Source organism: Massilibacteroides sp. (assembly GCF_028705895.1).
Classification (GTDB): Bacteria; Bacteroidota; Bacteroidia; order Bacteroidales; family Tannerellaceae; genus Massilibacteroides.
In genome coordinates, this window is sequence record NZ_JAQWCQ010000024.1 from 1 (window position 1) to 16,330 (window position 16,330).

15 protein-coding genes are annotated in these 16,330 nt (G+C 37.3%); all 15 read left to right on the forward strand.

Annotation, left to right across the window (positions count from 1 at the left end):
* Positions 1 to 477: 477 nt before the first annotated feature.
* Complete coding sequence (locus PHT93_RS07755) at positions 478 to 2,784, forward strand: outer membrane beta-barrel family protein (RefSeq protein WP_300241453.1); 2,307 nt, start codon at positions 478 to 480, stop codon at positions 2,782 to 2,784.
* Between the two features lie 105 nt (positions 2,785 to 2,889).
* Positions 2,890 to 4,056 carry an AIR synthase related protein gene (locus PHT93_RS07760; protein ID WP_300241456.1) on the forward strand — a complete coding sequence of 389 codons (1,167 nt, stop codon included), beginning with the start codon at positions 2,890 to 2,892 and terminating at the stop codon, positions 4,054 to 4,056.
* Between the two features lie 9 nt (positions 4,057 to 4,065).
* Complete coding sequence (gene prfA, locus PHT93_RS07765) at positions 4,066 to 5,151, forward strand: peptide chain release factor 1 (RefSeq protein ID WP_300241458.1); 1,086 nt, start codon at positions 4,066 to 4,068, stop codon at positions 5,149 to 5,151.
* A 12-nt stretch (positions 5,152 to 5,163) separates the two neighbouring features.
* Positions 5,164 to 5,892 carry a hypothetical protein gene (locus PHT93_RS07770; protein WP_300241460.1) on the forward strand — a complete coding sequence of 243 codons (729 nt, stop codon included), beginning with the start codon at positions 5,164 to 5,166 and terminating at the stop codon, positions 5,890 to 5,892.
* A gap of 9 nt (positions 5,893 to 5,901) precedes the next feature.
* Positions 5,902 to 6,663: a hypothetical protein gene (locus tag PHT93_RS07775; RefSeq protein ID WP_300241463.1), complete on the forward strand. Its 762-nt coding sequence runs from the start codon at positions 5,902 to 5,904 to the stop codon at positions 6,661 to 6,663.
* Entirely contained in the window at positions 6,660 to 7,490 is an 831-nt protein-coding gene (gene pyrF, locus PHT93_RS07780; protein WP_300241465.1) for an orotidine-5'-phosphate decarboxylase, read from the forward strand. Before PHT93_RS07775 ends, pyrF begins: the two co-directional genes overlap by 4 nt.
* A 105-nt stretch (positions 7,491 to 7,595) precedes the next feature.
* Positions 7,596 to 8,636 carry a UDP-3-O-(3-hydroxymyristoyl)glucosamine N-acyltransferase gene (lpxD, locus tag PHT93_RS07785; protein WP_300241468.1) on the forward strand — a complete coding sequence of 347 codons (1,041 nt, stop codon included), beginning with the start codon at positions 7,596 to 7,598 and terminating at the stop codon, positions 8,634 to 8,636.
* Positions 8,637 to 8,652: 16 nt separating this feature from the next.
* Positions 8,653 to 10,038 carry a bifunctional UDP-3-O-[3-hydroxymyristoyl] N-acetylglucosamine deacetylase/3-hydroxyacyl-ACP dehydratase gene (locus PHT93_RS07790; protein WP_300241471.1) on the forward strand — a complete coding sequence of 462 codons (1,386 nt, stop codon included), beginning with the start codon at positions 8,653 to 8,655 and terminating at the stop codon, positions 10,036 to 10,038.
* Positions 10,039 to 10,050: 12 nt separating this feature from the next.
* Positions 10,051 to 10,836, forward strand: a complete 786-nt coding sequence (lpxA, locus tag PHT93_RS07795) for an acyl-ACP--UDP-N-acetylglucosamine O-acyltransferase (RefSeq protein ID WP_300241472.1) — start codon at positions 10,051 to 10,053, stop codon at positions 10,834 to 10,836.
* 127 nt (positions 10,837 to 10,963) lie between these two features.
* Positions 10,964 to 11,524 (forward strand): hypothetical protein, encoded by a 561-nt coding sequence (locus PHT93_RS07800; RefSeq protein ID WP_300241474.1) that lies wholly within the window; start codon positions 10,964 to 10,966, stop codon positions 11,522 to 11,524.
* Complete coding sequence (gene miaA, locus PHT93_RS07805; RefSeq protein ID WP_300241476.1) at positions 11,524 to 12,423, forward strand: tRNA (adenosine(37)-N6)-dimethylallyltransferase MiaA; 900 nt, start codon at positions 11,524 to 11,526, stop codon at positions 12,421 to 12,423. Before PHT93_RS07800 ends, miaA begins: the two co-directional genes overlap by 1 nt.
* Before the next feature lie 64 nt (positions 12,424 to 12,487).
* Positions 12,488 to 13,924: a tetratricopeptide repeat protein gene (locus PHT93_RS07810; RefSeq protein ID WP_300241478.1), complete on the forward strand. Its 1,437-nt coding sequence runs from the start codon at positions 12,488 to 12,490 to the stop codon at positions 13,922 to 13,924.
* A 34-nt stretch (positions 13,925 to 13,958) separates the two neighbouring features.
* Positions 13,959 to 14,438, forward strand: coding sequence for an NfeD family protein (locus PHT93_RS07815; protein ID WP_300241479.1), 480 nt, complete (start codon positions 13,959 to 13,961; stop codon positions 14,436 to 14,438).
* 20 nt (positions 14,439 to 14,458) lie between these two features.
* Positions 14,459 to 15,451: a flotillin-like protein FloA gene (gene floA / locus PHT93_RS07820; RefSeq protein ID WP_300241482.1), complete on the forward strand. Its 993-nt coding sequence runs from the start codon at positions 14,459 to 14,461 to the stop codon at positions 15,449 to 15,451.
* Positions 15,452 to 15,455: 4 nt separating this feature from the next.
* The gene (locus tag PHT93_RS07825) at positions 15,456 to 16,325 is read left to right on the forward strand and encodes a nucleoside phosphorylase (RefSeq protein ID WP_300241484.1); all 870 of its coding nucleotides are present in this window, start codon (positions 15,456 to 15,458) and stop codon (positions 16,323 to 16,325) included.
* Positions 16,326 to 16,330 lie beyond the last annotated feature (5 nt).

Below are 16,330 nucleotides of genomic sequence, written 5' to 3' on the forward strand. Positions count from 1 at the left end.
ATGATAAATTTTGCTATTATTTTGTTTTTTATTTCACTTTTTTATATTTGCTGTCCACGATTTGTTTTAACCTATCGAGGTAATCCCATTAAAAACGACATAATCCAAGTGTAATAACAACCGGGGTTTCGGACTGATCCGTTTTTTCAAGCAAGTAACACGTAAAAAAATAAAGGATATAATTGCAAAAATATCCTTTATTTTTCCGAAAATATCCTTTATATTTTTACGCCTGTTTTTCTATTGATTTTCAATATCCAAAAAAATGGTTATTTTTAGGCGATCAAACCTTGTTTTATCACCTCTAACTGTTCTTTCATTTGATCTGATAATACGACCAAATTGGATTTACTAAATGGGCTCGATTTTCTCGTGTTTATGAATATACAAAGACAAAAACAGATCAATTTTCAGTAGTGATGAAAAACATAATATTAGAATAAGTATCAGTAGAATAGATTCAAATATAATACGATTATGAAACATGTTATTTTAATTATAATGATATCGGTTAATATGCAAACTTATGCTCAACAAATATTAGGTCGAGTCATAAATAATAAAGGAGAAGTGATTGAATTAGTAAATGTAGTTTTATATGATACGAGAGATTCTACACTTATAACCGGAACCATTACAAATCAAGATGGTGAATTTATAATAGAAAATATGAATAAAAAAGACCTATATATAAAACTTACGTGCTTAGGTTATAAGGATACTATATATACAGCCTTACTTGATAGTAAAGCAGACTACATTTTAGATGAAAGTATTCAAATTCTTAATGAGGTTAAAATAACAGCGAGTAGACCAATTGTGAAAATTGATGATGGAAAGCTGTCTTTCGATGTTCCAACTCTTATACAACAACGACCCATAAATAGTGCTTTTGATATTTTGGGAGAAATACCAGGTGTGGAAAAAAATGGTGATAGGATTAGTATAATTGGAGCTAACTCCACAACAATAATAATCAATAATAGAGTAAGTTCAATGTCGTTCGAACAGATAGTTGAATATTTAAAAAGTGTCCCTCCTGAACATATAAAAAGAGTGGAATTATTGTATGTGACCCCTCCAAAGTACGGGGTTAATGGTTCATCCATAAACATATTAATTGATAATTATAGAACAACAAAAAGAGAAAGAAAAGCACAAATAATATTAGAAGGAAATCAGGCGCATTGCTTTTCGCCATCAACGGGGTTTTCATATTCATCCGCTAATGAAAAATCCTTATTAAATGTTGTATATTTATTCCGATACGACAATGCTAACCCAAGTGAAAAATTGGATGCTTTTCATTTGTTAAACAATGAATCACACCACATTTCATTAGAAAACAATTCTAAAACGAAGTATAAAACGCATAATATTGGTTTATCTTTTGATTATGATCTGAAAAATAAAGATGTAATAAGTTTTTCGTATAATGCTAATATAAACAGGTCTGATACAAAAAGAAATGGGTTGATCGTTGTTGATGAAGATCAATATATTAAATCTGTAAATAAAAGAAAGGGGCCATCTGATTTACATAGTGTATCAATTAATTATTCTCATAACAACCTACTTATTGGCGCTGATTACTCATATTATAATAACAAAAAAGATCAATATTTAATTAATTCAAGAGAACAAACGTCAGATAGTATTATATCAAATTCCAAACAAATTGTTAATCAAGCTTCATTCTATATGAGTAATGAGCATGTTTTAATGAAAAACCTAAAATTATCATATGGCATTAATACAAAAATGAATCATTCCGATAATGATCAATCCACGTTTATCAACAACAAACCGGATAATGTTTTTTCACAAGAGCAATCAGAGTATTCTGTTGATGGTTTTGTTGGTTGGTCACAAAATTTCGGTAAGAAATTTACAGTAAACGCTAATATGTTATTGGAATATTATGAAGCGAATATTGCTTCCGGCGATATCAACCAGACGATTTGGCAAGATTGGAACTTATACCCTACTATCACAATGGTTTATAGAATTGCTCCGATGAAGATCCTCCAATTCTCTGTGTTAAGCGAAAGGCGCTACCCGTCATATTGGCAGACAACACCCAATATTACTTATATGAATTATTATGTTGCCATCGAAGGGAATCCTAATATTAAACCATCCAAAATATACTCTGGAAGATTAAATTTTATTTTAAGGGGTAAGTACATCTTTCAGTTATTTGGCAATGTTTCTTCAGATTATATACAACAATCTTTATATCAATCTTCGGATAAGTTGCAGGCTACATATAAAGTAATCAATCTTGATAAACATAATACGTTTGGTAGTATGGCGGTTTTGCCATTTAAAATTGGTCAAGTGATTGATTCTAAATTAACATTATCAGGTTTTCTTATTTCTGATAAAGGTGTGTTGGAAGATGTTTTTTTCGATAGAAAGAAGATGTTTGGGCGGATCTCAATGAATAATAATTTTTATTTAAACACTAAAAAAAATCTATCGATTCAGCTTAATGGGTTTTATGCAACAAAATCCATACAAGGAATTTATGATATAAAACCCATGTATAATCTTTCGACGGGTATCGTTTGGACTGTAAATGAACGCTTGAAGTTGAGCATGGTTGGGGATGATCTATTAAATGGACGAAGAGGAAGGACGTTGACAAACATACAAAATCAGAATTACAACCAAATAATCAACAACGATTCCAGAAGATTTTTAGTTTCAATAAGGTACAATATCGGAGGTTACAAAGAAAAAAAATCATCCAATATAGACACCTCGCGTTTTGGGTTATAGTTTGGAGAAAGGAACGGCATTCTATACATAGTAGAGAATCGTTATGAACCGTCCTTAACTTATAAGAGAAAAATATTACCTTTGCATTCCAAAGAATTAAGGATAATGGATAACCAACGTTATAAAATGCGTGGCGTTTCGGCTTCGAAAGAAGATGTGCATAATGCCATAAAGAATATTGATAAAGGAATATTTCCTCAGGCTTTTTGTAAAATAATTCCGGATATTCTGGGTGGTGATCCGGAGTATTGCAATATTATGCATGCGGATGGTGCTGGAACAAAGTCTTCGCTGGCTTATCTTTATTGGAAGGAAACCGGTGATCTGTCCGTATGGAAAGGGATTGCTCAGGACGCACTCATCATGAATGTCGATGATTTACTTTGTGTAGGCGCAACAGATAATATTCTGGTTTCTTCTACGATCGGACGAAATAAGTTATTGATTCCGGGAGAGGTTATTTCTGCCATTATTAATGGAACGGATGAGCTTCTTTCTGAATTACAGGAACTGGGGGTTGGTTGCTATGCTACTGGTGGCGAGACAGCCGATGTGGGCGATTTGGTTCGTACCATTATTGTAGATAGCACGGTTACTTGTCGCATGAAACGAAGTGATGTAATTGATAATAAAAATATCCAGGCAGGCGATATCATTGTTGGGCTATCTTCTTCCGGACAGGCAACCTATGAGAAAGAATACAATGGAGGCATGGGAAGTAACGGACTTACCTCTGCCCGACATGATGTATTTTCAAAATATCTGGCTGAGAAATATCCGGAAAGTTACGATCCGCATGTTCCGTCAGAATTGATTTATTCGGGAGGGTTAAAATTGACCGATCAGATTACTGAATTGGGTATCGATGCCGGCAAATTAGTTTTGTCTCCTACGCGTACGTACGCACCGATTATCAAAAAATTACTGGATCAATTACGTCCGCAAATACATGGAATGGTACATTGTTCGGGGGGAGCGCAAACTAAAATACTTCACTTCGTAAAAAACAAACGGGTAACTAAGAACAACCTCTTCCCTATTCCACCGTTGTTCCGTATTATTCATGAACAGAGCGGAACAGCTTGGGATGAGATGTACAAGGTGTTCAATATGGGACATCGGATGGAGATTTATCTTGCTCCTGAATATGCTGAAGAAGTAATTTCAATCAGCAAGTCATTCGGTGTAGATGCTCAAATTGTTGGCTTCGTAGAGGAAGCGGAAAAGAACGAACTTATAATAGAAAGCGAAAAAGGACGTTTCTTATATTAAAAGATACGAATGGCAGAGAGTGATTTATTAAAAAGATTGGACGGGTTAGTGAGCCGATTTGAAGAAGTAGGCACATTAATCACTGATCCGGGAGTCATTTCAGACATGAAGCGGTTTGTTAAGCTAAACAAAGAATACCGCGAGTTGGAAAAAATCAACAAAGCACGTTCAGAATACAAACGTATGCTGGATGGAGTTGCTGAAGCCAAAACAATATTAGATACTGAACAGGATGCCGAGATGAGAGAGATTGCCCGTGAGGAATTGGAGCAATGCAGTAATCGCATCCCTGAGTTAGAAGAAGAAATTAAACTTCTATTAATTCCGACAGATCCGCAAGATGATAAAAATGCTATCGTTGAGATCCGTGGAGGAACCGGTGGTGATGAAGCAGCAATCTTTGCAGGTGATTTATATCGTATGTATGTAAAGTATTGCGAGAACAAAGGATGGAGAGTGGAACAGACCAGTAGTACGGAAGGAACCTCCGGAGGTTTTAAAGAAGTTATTTTTACGGTAACGGGCGAGAACGTTTATGGAACATTGAAGTATGAATCCGGCGTTCATCGCGTTCAACGTATTCCGCAGACAGAAACTCAAGGAAGGGTACATACCTCCGCCGCTACAGTTGCCGTTTTGCCTGAAGCCGATGAATTTGACGTGGAAATAAAAGAGTCTGATATCCGGACAGATATTTTCTGCGCATCCGGACATGGTGGTCAATCGGTCAACACAACCTACTCTGCGGTACGTCTTGTGCATATACCGACCGGTATAGCTGTTCAATGTCAGGATGAAAAATCGCAATTAAAAAACAAAGCAAAGGCGCTAATCGAGCTGAGAAGCCGTATATACAATATGGAGTATCAGAAATACTTAGATGAAATAGCAGGGAAGCGTAAGACAATGGTTTCTTCGGGCGACCGTTCGGCTAAGATACGTACCTATAATTATCCGCAAGGACGTATTACTGATCACCGGATAAATTACACAATCTATAACTTGTCTTCTTTTATGGATGGAAATATTCAAGACGTAATTGATAAGTTGATCATTGCAGAAAATGCAGAACGTTTAAAAGAAGCGGAATTATAATCTGATTTAATTATGAAACGACTTACCATCGTATTCTTGTTGATTTTACAAGCTACAACTATTCTGAAGGCGCAGGAAGTAGTTAACAAAACAGAGAAATGGCGAATAGGCGTATCCATGGGAACAGGCTATTTAATGGCCAGTACTAAAGAAACGGCAAAGGCATTTGAGCAATTAGGAGTAGAATACGACAAGGCAAAAAAGGGGGTTGACAAACTCAAATGGCAACTTCAATTTGGTGGAGATGTACATTATCTGTTTCAATCCGGATGGGGAATTGGTTTAAAATATCAATACGCACAATCCGACGGAAACATCAATGATTTAGTGATAAACATGAATGGAGACGGATTGACAAACGTCGTTGGAGATATCAATTTCAAGTATTTAATAAATTATATCGGTCCTTCTTTTTTTACAAAAAGCAAAATAGGGAATAACAGAAGACTATTTTTCACAGGACTTTTCTCTATGGGATATAGTCACCTGCGTATTGAACAAACAACATTAGATTATCCGCTTCTGGGAACAAGCAGTTCTGCAGGGCTTTTTGCTTCTTTAGGACTTGAATATTATTTAAAGCAATACGTTTCTTTAGGATGTGATTTAGGGGTATTCGGATCTTCTTTTAAAAAGATCAAATATAATAATGGATACGATACATGGAAAACGGATTTAGGCGATTCGAGCGATAATATTTCTAATCTGAATTTATCATTCAATATTCGTTTTTACTTATAATTTAAAGCCATGAAAACAAACACATTCTATTATTTTATACTATTGATTGCTTTGAGTTATTTTCTTAGCGGATGTAGCGATGATTTTTTAAAAGAAAGTGCATGGAATCCGGAAACAAGCTTGTATGTGACAGTTGAAGCACCTCAGCAAAAAGAAGAAATACAACAAATATCATTTAAAATACCAGGCGCGGGAAACAACAATTTTTCAGTAGCCATATTTCCTTTATGGATGAAGCATACTGAGTTTCAGGGCAAAGCGAATGATGACATAATTACATTATCTTATCATCTTGATGAATCCTGGACATTTAACTATCCTGACTGCATATTCGGCTTTACGATAGAAAATGTTGGGCAAGTAGAAATACGCACCTCTTTTGAGATTCCCTACTCCTCAATCATACAAATAAAGCCTACGATCATCGACTTTGGTAAATTGAATACCTCTAAACTCCTCACTTTCACAAATCAGGGATATCAAACGTTCTTTTTCTATATTAGTTCTGCTCCTGACTGGATCAAAATAGACAATAGTCAAAATAATGGTATTGATCCAGGCAGAGTAGTGTATTTCCGGATTGAATGTGATCGGACAGATCTACAAGCGGGTACGCATACCGGAGAGATAGTCATAAAAGAAATCAGCGAGAGGGAACAGATTCGCCTGACGGTTCGTCTGGAGGTAGAATCTTTTGAAAATAAAGATGGGCAATCTTTCATACCACAAGTATGGAGTGTTCAAAAAATAAATATAAAAGAAGAACTATGACACGACAAGAATTAATTAAAAACATAAAAAGAAAACAATCTTTTCTCTGTGTAGGATTAGATACCGACATAAAAAAAATCCCGCCTCATCTTTTGAAAGAAGAGGATCCCATATTTGCATTTAACAAAGCAATTATTGATGCGACTGCTCGTTATTGCGTAGCTTATAAGCCTAATCTGGCATTTTATGAAAGTACGGGCGTTTCCGGATTGCTTGCTTTAGAAAAAACGGTTGACTATATCAAAAGCAAATATCCTGATCAGTTTATTATTGCTGACGCAAAACGGGGTGACATAGGTAATACGTCTGAAATGTATGCACGTTCTTTCTTTGATTATATGAAAGTGAATGCTGTAACAGTTGCTCCTTATATGGGGGAAGATAGTGTGAAACCGTTCCTTATTTATCCGGGAAGTTGGGTTATTTTATTGGCTCTTACATCCAACAAAGGTTCTCAGGACTTTCAAATGATTAAGAATGAATACGGAGAATTATTGTTCGAAACGGTCTTGAAAAAATCTCAGGAATGGGCGAATGAAGATCAGATGATGTATGTAGTAGGTGCAACGCATGGAAAAACATTTGAGGAAGTTCGTAAAATAGCCCCCAGACATTTCCTCCTCGTACCCGGTGTTGGAGCACAGGGCGGAAGTCTTAAGGAGGTTGCTGAATATGGAATGAATGAAGATTGCGGTCTGTTGGTGAACTCATCAAGAGCTGTAATTTATGCAGACAGTTCAGAAGATTTTGCCCGTATTGCCGGCGAGTCTGCTGCTGTTGTACAACAGGAAATGGCTGGATATTTGCAAGATAAAGGAATTTATTAATAGGCTGCTATAGTCTAATTGCAATATTTTTACCAAATTTGCAGGCTGTCTTTCCAAATAAGACTATAAATTGTAAGATTATATACTTCTAATATATTAAGTAAGATGGAGTTTTCTGCTCAGGAAATAGCGAGTGTTTTGAATGGGGTTGTAGAAGGCAATCCGGATGTGCGGGTGAATAACTTTTCCAAGATAGAAGAAGGGAAACCGGGAACGCTTAGTTTTCTGGCTAATCCTAAATACGAACATTATATCTATGCCACTGAAGCAAGCATTGTTTTAGTAAATAAGGACTTTGTTCCATCAAAAGAACTAAAAACGACTTTAATTAAAGTTGAAAATGCTTATTCTTCACTTGCTGTTTTAATGAACTTGGTTGAAAATGCCAAAAACAGCAAAACAGGAGTGGCATCTACCGCCTTTATTGCTGCAACAGCTGTTGTTGGAGAAGATTGTTATGTAGGCAATTTTGCCTATATCGGTGAGAATACCAAAATAGGCAAAGGTTGTAAAATATACCCTCACGCTTATATCGGAGATCATGTTTCCATCGGAGAAAACACAGTTATTTATCCGCATGTCACAATCTATAGTGATTGTTATATCGGAAAAAGCTGTATCTTTCATGCCGGATCAGTAGTTGGAGCTGATGGATTCGGATTTGCACCGGAAGGTGATATTTATAAGAAAATACCTCAGTTAGGAAATGTTATTATTGAGGATGATGTAGAAATAGGAGCCAATACGACAATAGACAGAGCCGTTATGGACTCAACGGTTATCCGCAAAGGGGTTAAATTAGACAATTTAGTTCAGATTGCCCACAATGTTGAAGTCGGGGAAAATACGGTAATGGCTGCTCAGGTTGGAATTGCGGGTTCTGTTAAAATAGGGAAACATTGTATGTTAGGCGGACAGGCAGGACTTGCCGGACATATAAAAATAGCAGACAGAGTGTCGTTGGGCGCACAAGCCGGAGTTATCAGCGACGTAAAAGAAGGTAAAACATTATTAGGAGCTCCTGCCATAGACTCAAAGTTGTTTTTCCGATCAAGTGCTGTCTTTGGAAAACTTCCGGACATTTATCGCACTATCGGAGAATTACAACGAGAGGTCGAACTGTTGAAAAAAGAAAGAAATAAATAAACAATTAACGAATAGTATGCAAAAACAAAAAACGCTTGCGAAAAGCTTTTCTCTTGAGGGCAAGGGATTACATACAGGATTAGATATTCATATTACATTTAATCCTGCCCCTGAGAATCATGGATACAAGATTAAGCGTATAGATTTAGAAGACACTCCTGTTATTGATGCGCTCGCAGAAAACGTTATCGGGACGCAGCGTGGAACGGTCATTTCTAAAAATGGAATACAGATCAGTACTATCGAGCATGCTATGGCAGCTCTTTATGCTTTTGAGATAGACAACTGCCTGATCGAAGTTGACGCACCGGAATTTCCGATTTTAGACGGAAGTTCATTTTATTTTACTCAAAGCATCAAAGAGTCCGGTGTAATCGAGCAGAATGCTCCTAAGGATTACTATATTGTAAAACAAAAAATTGAAGTTAAGGACGAGGAAACCGGTTCTTCATTAATTATTGTGCCGGATGATAATTTCAGTGTGCACACATTGATCTCTTTTGATTCACCGGTATTATCCAATCAATTCGCTACGTTAAATGATTTATCTGAGTTTGCAGACCAGATATCCTCGTCAAGGACATTCGTGTTTGTGAGAGAAGTAGAAATGCTTCTTAAAAACAATCTGATCAAAGGTGGTGATTTAGATAACGCAATCGTGATCTATGATAAGAAGATTGCGCAGGAAGATTTAAATGCGCTGGCTGACAAAATGAATATCCCCCATAAGAACATTAATGAGTTGGGATATATAAATAACAAACCGTTGGTATATGATAATGAACCGGCAAGACACAAACTGATTGACGTGATAGGTGATTTGGCTTTAATTGGCAAACCGATCAAAGGACGTATCATAGCTACACGACCGGGACACAAGATAAACAATCAACTGGCAAAATTGATCAGAAAAGACATTAAACTGAACGAAATTCAAGCGCCTGTTTATAATCCGAACACACCTCCTGTTATGGATATAAACAGAATAAAAGATTTATTACCTCACCGTTATCCGTTCCTTCTTGTTGACAAGATCATCGAATTAGGCGGTGAACGCATTGTCGGCGTAAAGAACGTAACGGTAAATGAACCGTTTTTTCAAGGACACTTTCCTCAGGAACCGGTCATGCCTGGCGTTTTACTTGTAGAAGCAATGGCACAAACCGGCGGTCTTTTAGTTTTAAACTCTGTGGATGAACCGGAACGTTACTCCACTTATTTCATGAAAATTGATGGAGTTAAGTTCAGACAAATGGTTGTTCCGGGTGATACTTTATTTTTCCGCTTAGAATTATTAGCCCCTATACGAAGAGGCATTTCTTCAATGAAAGGACATGTATTTGTAGGAGAAAAGCTTGTATGTGAAGCTGAGTTCATGGCGCAAATTGTAAAAAACAAATAATAATTAAAAGAAATGAACCATTCTCCTTTAGCTGTTATTCATCCTGATGCAAAAATTGGGAAGAATGTAATTATTGAACCTTTCGCTGTTATAGAAAAAGATGTTGTGGTTGGTGATAATTGCAGAATATACACGCATGCCGTTCTACAGAATGGTGCGCGCATCGGAAATAACTGCAAAATATTCCCCGGAGCTGTAATAGCCGGAATTCCTCAGGACCTGAAATTTGCGGGAGAGGAGACAACGGCAATTATTGGTGATAATACGACAGTCCGTGAATGTGTTACTGTCAACAGAGGTACAGCGTCCAAAGGGAAAACAGTAGTTGGAAGTGACTGTTTGTTAATGGCGTATTCGCACATAGCGCATGATTGCGTTCTTAACAACCATATTATCATAGGCAATGCCTGCCAAATAGCAGGTGAAGTAGAAATCGATGATTTCGCCATTGTAAGCGGAGGATGTCTCGTGCACCAGTTTACTCGTATTTCTAAGCATGTTATGATTCAAGGCGGTTCCCGTATAGGAAAAGACATTCCTCCTTATACGTTAATAGGTCGTGACCCTATCGTATATTGTGGAATAAACATTGTAGGCCTTAGACGCAGAGGATTTACAAACCAACAGGTTTACTTAATACAGGATATTTACCGGACACTTTATACAAGAGGTTTAAACAACACGGAAGCGCTGAAGTGTATCGAAACAGAATACGAACCAAGTGTTGAAAGAAATATCATCTTGGATTTTATAAAAACTTCTACTCGCGGGATTGTCAGAGGATCGATAGACGATTAAGCTACGTACAGAAAACAAAAAAAGAACTACTTCATATTAGCAGAAATGAAGTAGTTCTTTTTTTTGTCATTTATTAGTTTGAATATTATTTATTATTAATTTTGAAGCAAACAAAAACGAATAAACTATGCTATTTAGATTTTTAATTTTATCAGATGAAGTTGATGATTTTAAAAGGGAAATAAAGATTGATTCCTCCGCGACTTTTCTTGATTTACATAATGCAATCTTAGATTCTGTAAATTATGCAAAAGATCAGATGGCTTCATTCTTCATATGTGAAGAAGATTGGAGCAAACAAACCGAAATAACCTTAATTGAAATGGACACATCTTCGGAAGTAGATAACTATTTGATGGAAGATACCAGATTGGAGGATTTGCTGGAAGATGAACATCAGAAATTACTCTACGTATTCGATTATATGACGGAACGTGCTTTCTTTATGGAATTAAGAGAAATAATTCCGGGAAAAAATCTGACCGAACCGGTATGCAGCAAATCAGTCGGTACACCTCCAAATCAGACAATTGATTTCGATGAAGTAGAGACAAAAGTTACTTCTTCAGATTTAGGAGAAGATTTCTATGGTGATTCCGATTATAATATTGACGAAATAGATAAAGAAGGATTTGAAGGATTTGGCGAAGAGCCGGCTGATAATCCTTATGAGGATGAGCGTTTTTGATGAACTCATTAATTGTACTTCTGGGACCAACAGGGGTTGGGAAAACTGAATTGAGTTTGCGTATAGCAGAACATTTTAGTGCTCCGATTATCTCTGCTGATTCCAGACAGTTATATAAAGACCTACCCATAGGTACAGCTGCTCCTACTCCCGAACAATTAAAGCACGTACCACACCACATGGTTGGCTTCCTGAACTTAACGGATTATTATAGTGCCAGTAACTTTGAACAAGAGAGCTTATCTCTTTTAGAAGAATTATTTAAAACGAACAACTATGTTGTAATGACAGGCGGATCAATGATGTATATTGATGCCGTTTGTAAAGGTATAGATGATATCCCGACCATTTCTGACGAAATCAGAGACGAAATATATTCTCAGTTTGAGAAAGAAGGTTTAGCTCCTATTCTTGAAGAACTGAAAGAAAAAGATCCCGAGCATTATGAAGTGGTAGATAGGATGAATTACAAAAGAGTGATACATGCCGTAGAGGTATGCCGGATGACAGGTAAAACATACACATCCTTTCGTACGAATAAAGAAAAAGAGCGTCCTTTTAAGATTATAAAAATAGGCCTGACCAGAGAACGGGAAGAATTATGCAATCGCATTAATGAAAGAGTGGATCAAATGATGGGAGACGGTTTATTGGAAGAAGCCACACGAGTTTTTCCGTTCAGGCAACTCAATGCATTAAACACGGTTGGCTACAAAGAGCTATTCAGATACATCGAAAATGAGTGGAGTTTAGAATTTGCCATAGAAAAAATAAAACGAAACTCACGCGTATATGCAAGAAAACAAATGACCTGGTTCAAAAGAGATCCGGATATCACCTGGTTCCACCCTGATGAAATCGAAAAGGTCATTAAACATATCTCCTCATACATTCTTTAAACAGAAGATTCTCTGTTAATTTAAAATTATTATTATCTTTGAATCTATATAAATTATAGATAAAATGGAGAAAGGAGTTGCAAGAAAACTGCTTTATATAATATCTGTAGTTCTTATATGTACAGGACTACAGGCACAAAGTCTGGATCAGGCAAAAAAGCTTTATAATGAAGGACAGTACGCGGAAGCAAAACCAGCTTTTGAACGATTGGTTCAACGTGTCCCGAATAATTCATCCTATAATCACTGGTATGGAGTATGTTGCTTTGAAACCGGAGATTATGAAACGGCAGAAAAACACTTACAAATTGCCGTAAAAAGAAAAGTACAAGAATCGTTCCGATACATGGGGGATCTGTATTTTCTTACGTATCGTTTCGATGAGGCATTGGAAATGTACGAAGAATATATTGCCATTCTGACAAAGAAGAAACAAGATACAGAAGCGTTTGAGGCGAAAGAAGAGTTGGCTAAAAGAGGGCAAAGGATGCTTGAACGGGTGGAAGATATACAGATTATCGACAGTATTATTGTGGACAAACAAGACATACTACAGGCCTATCAATTGAGCGAAGAATCAGGTTCTCTGCTAAGTTACAATCAATTCTTTGAGGCAAACGACAGTGTTTTCTCTTCAGTTTATATGAATCAGAAAGAGCAAAACATCTATTACGGAAAGCCGAATGATGAAGGGAAATACAATCTTTATACGCAATCAAAGTTGATGGATAAATGGGGGGATGAAAAACATCTGCCTCAAACGATAAACAGTTCTGGCAGCGACAATAGCTTTCCTTTTGTTCTCTCGGATGGGGCAACGATTTATTATGCTTCAAACAATCAGGAATCATTAGGAGGGTATGACCTTTTTGTCACCAGATATAATACTAATATGGACTCTTATCTGACTCCCGAACAAATGGGGATGCCTTATAATTCAATCTACAATGATTATTTATTGGTTATAGATGAGAACAAAGGTTTAGGTTGGTTTGTATCCGATCGTTTCCAGCCCGAAGGTAAAGCTTGTATCTATCTTTTTATTCCGGATGCAGCTCGCAGCCGGATTGAGAGTGACAATATTGAAGAAAAGCGTGCTCGTGCGATGATCACTTCAATCCGAGATTCCTGGAAGGAGACTGATTACTCTCAACTGATACAATTGGCATATGAAGAAGCGTCAGGCTCATCTGCACCTCAGAAAGATTTTGAATTTGTAATTAATGACAATACAGTATATTATACGTTAGCAGATATTAAAAGTCCGGAAGCCAAAAGCTATTACGAAAAAGCATTGAATGTAAATCAACAAATCAATGAGTTAAAAGAAAAACTGGACGAATCCAGGGCTACTTACACAAGAGCAAATCAATCCGTACGTACGCAATTAGCGGCTGCTATTCTGCAACAAGAACAACAGCTGGCAACATTATTGACTCAGCCGTATGAACTCGAAAAGCAGGCGCGTAATATCGAAATCCAATATTTACGAAACCATTAATAAAAGAATAACAACCCCCTAATAAAATCAGCCTATGGTCTTAGACATCCTTATTATAGCCTTTCTGATCATTGTTGCTATCCTGCTGCTTTTATTAGAAATATTCTTGCTTCCGGGAATCACAATAGCCGGTTTCGGAGGAGCTATATTTGCCATCGGAGGTGTTATATATGCTTATACTGTAGGTCAGACTATCGGACATATCACTTTAGTATCCTCTATTGTTCTCTTTGGAGGATCTTTCTTTTGGTTACTGCGTTCCAAATCATTCAGTCGTGTTGCATTAAAGACTGATGTTGATTCAAAATTAGTTTCCAGTAGAGAGTTAGGTCTTATGCCTGGCGACGAAGGAGTAACACTCTCCAGACTTGCACCTATTGGAAAGGCTTTAATTAATAATATCACAGTAGAGGCAAAGTCAACGGGAGAATTTATCAATGAAGGTACTCCGGTAAAAGTTGTCCGTGTTGACGGCTATAATGTGATAGTAGAACAAATAGATTCAGTAAATTAACAACTATAATCAACAAAAATATGGAAACATCTTTTTTGCCTGTTTTTTTGTTAGGAGCGGCGTTATTGCTTCTCATAATATTCTTTTACTATGTTCCTTTCCTGTTATGGATATCAGCAAAGGTTTCAGGAGTTAACATCTCACTGATACAATTATTTCTGATGCGGATTCGTAAAGTTCCGCCTTACATCATTACCCGAGCTATGATTGAAGCGCATAAAGCAGGATTAAAAACCCTGACACGTGATGAACTTGAGGCGCACTATCTTGCAGGTGGACATGTAGAACGTGTTGTTCACGCTCTCGTCTCTGCATCGAAAGCAAATATCGACTTGTCGTTTCAGATGGCTACGGCTATTGACTTAGCAGGTCGTGATGTATTTGAAGCCGTACAGATGTCAGTAAACCCAAAAGTGATCGACACTCCCCCGGTTACAGCAGTAGCAAAAGACGGTATTCAGCTGATTGCCAAAGCTCGTGTTACAGTGCGTGCTAACATCAAACAATTAGTAGGTGGTGCAGGAGAAGAAACAATCCTTGCCCGTGTAGGTGAAGGTATCGTATCCTCCATCGGTTCATCAGACAGTCACAAAACGGTATTGGAAAATCCGGACTCTATTTCAAAACTCGTACTTCGTAAAGGCTTAGATGCCGGTACTGCATTCGAAATCTTGTCTATTGACATCGCAGACATCGATATAGGTAAAAACATTGGTGCTTACCTGCAAATGGATCAGGCACAAGCAGACAAGAACATTGCCCAGGCAAAAGCAGAAGAGCGTCGTGCTATGGCTGTAGCATCCGAACAGGAAATGAAAGCTAAGGCACAGGAAGCTCGTGCAAAAGTAATCGAAGCTGAAGCCGAAGTTCCTAAAGCAATGGCCGAAGCATTCCGTAGTGGAAACTTAGGTATTATGGATTATTATAAAATGAAGAATATCGAAGCTGATACCTCTATGCGTGAAAATATCGCAAAGCCCAGCACGGGTTCTTCTAAACCGTTAAAAGACTAATCAAATGAGAGTTATTCCGGCATCGGAACTTATAATAAATGAAGATGGGAGTGCATTCCATCTTCATTTAAAACCTGCACAAGTAGCCGAGAAAGTAATATTGGTCGGCGATCCCGACAGAGTAGATACGGTTGCGGCTTATTTTGACACGAAAGAATGCGAAGTATCAAGTAGAGAATTTCATTCTGTCACCGGAACTTATAAAGGAAAAAGGATTACAGTAGTTTCTCACGGTATCGGGACAGACAATATTGATATTGTCTTAACAGAATTGGATGCTTTAGTCAATGTCGATTTTTCTACGAGAATGGTTAAAGAGAAACTTACTCAACTTACATTGGTCAGAATAGGCACCTCCGGAAGTTTGCAACCAGACCTCCCTGTTGGTAGTTACGTTGCTGCAGAAAGGTCTATTGGCTTTGACGGGGTACTATATTTCTATGCTAATTCGGAAACAGTACGGGATCTTACTTTTGAGGCCGAACTGCAGAAACAATTAGACTGGAAGATCGACGGATTAAAACCTTATGTCGTTTCAGCCAATCCTTCACTTGTTGAACAAATCGTGAAGAACGATATTCGAAAAGGAAACACGATTGCTGCCAATGGCTTCTACGGACCACAAGGACGAGAGGTAAGATTACCCCTGAGCGATCCTGCCCTAAATTCAAAAATTGAAGCATTTAATTACAATGGTAATCAAATAACAAATTATGAAATGGAAAGCTCGTCTTTAGCCGGACTATCGGCCTTAATGGGACACCGAGCACTGACCGTTTGTTGTATTATTGCCGGACGTGTGGATCATAATATGAACACAGAATACAAAGGAACCATCACGGGCTTAATAGAAACTGTACTGGAGCGAATTTAAAACTG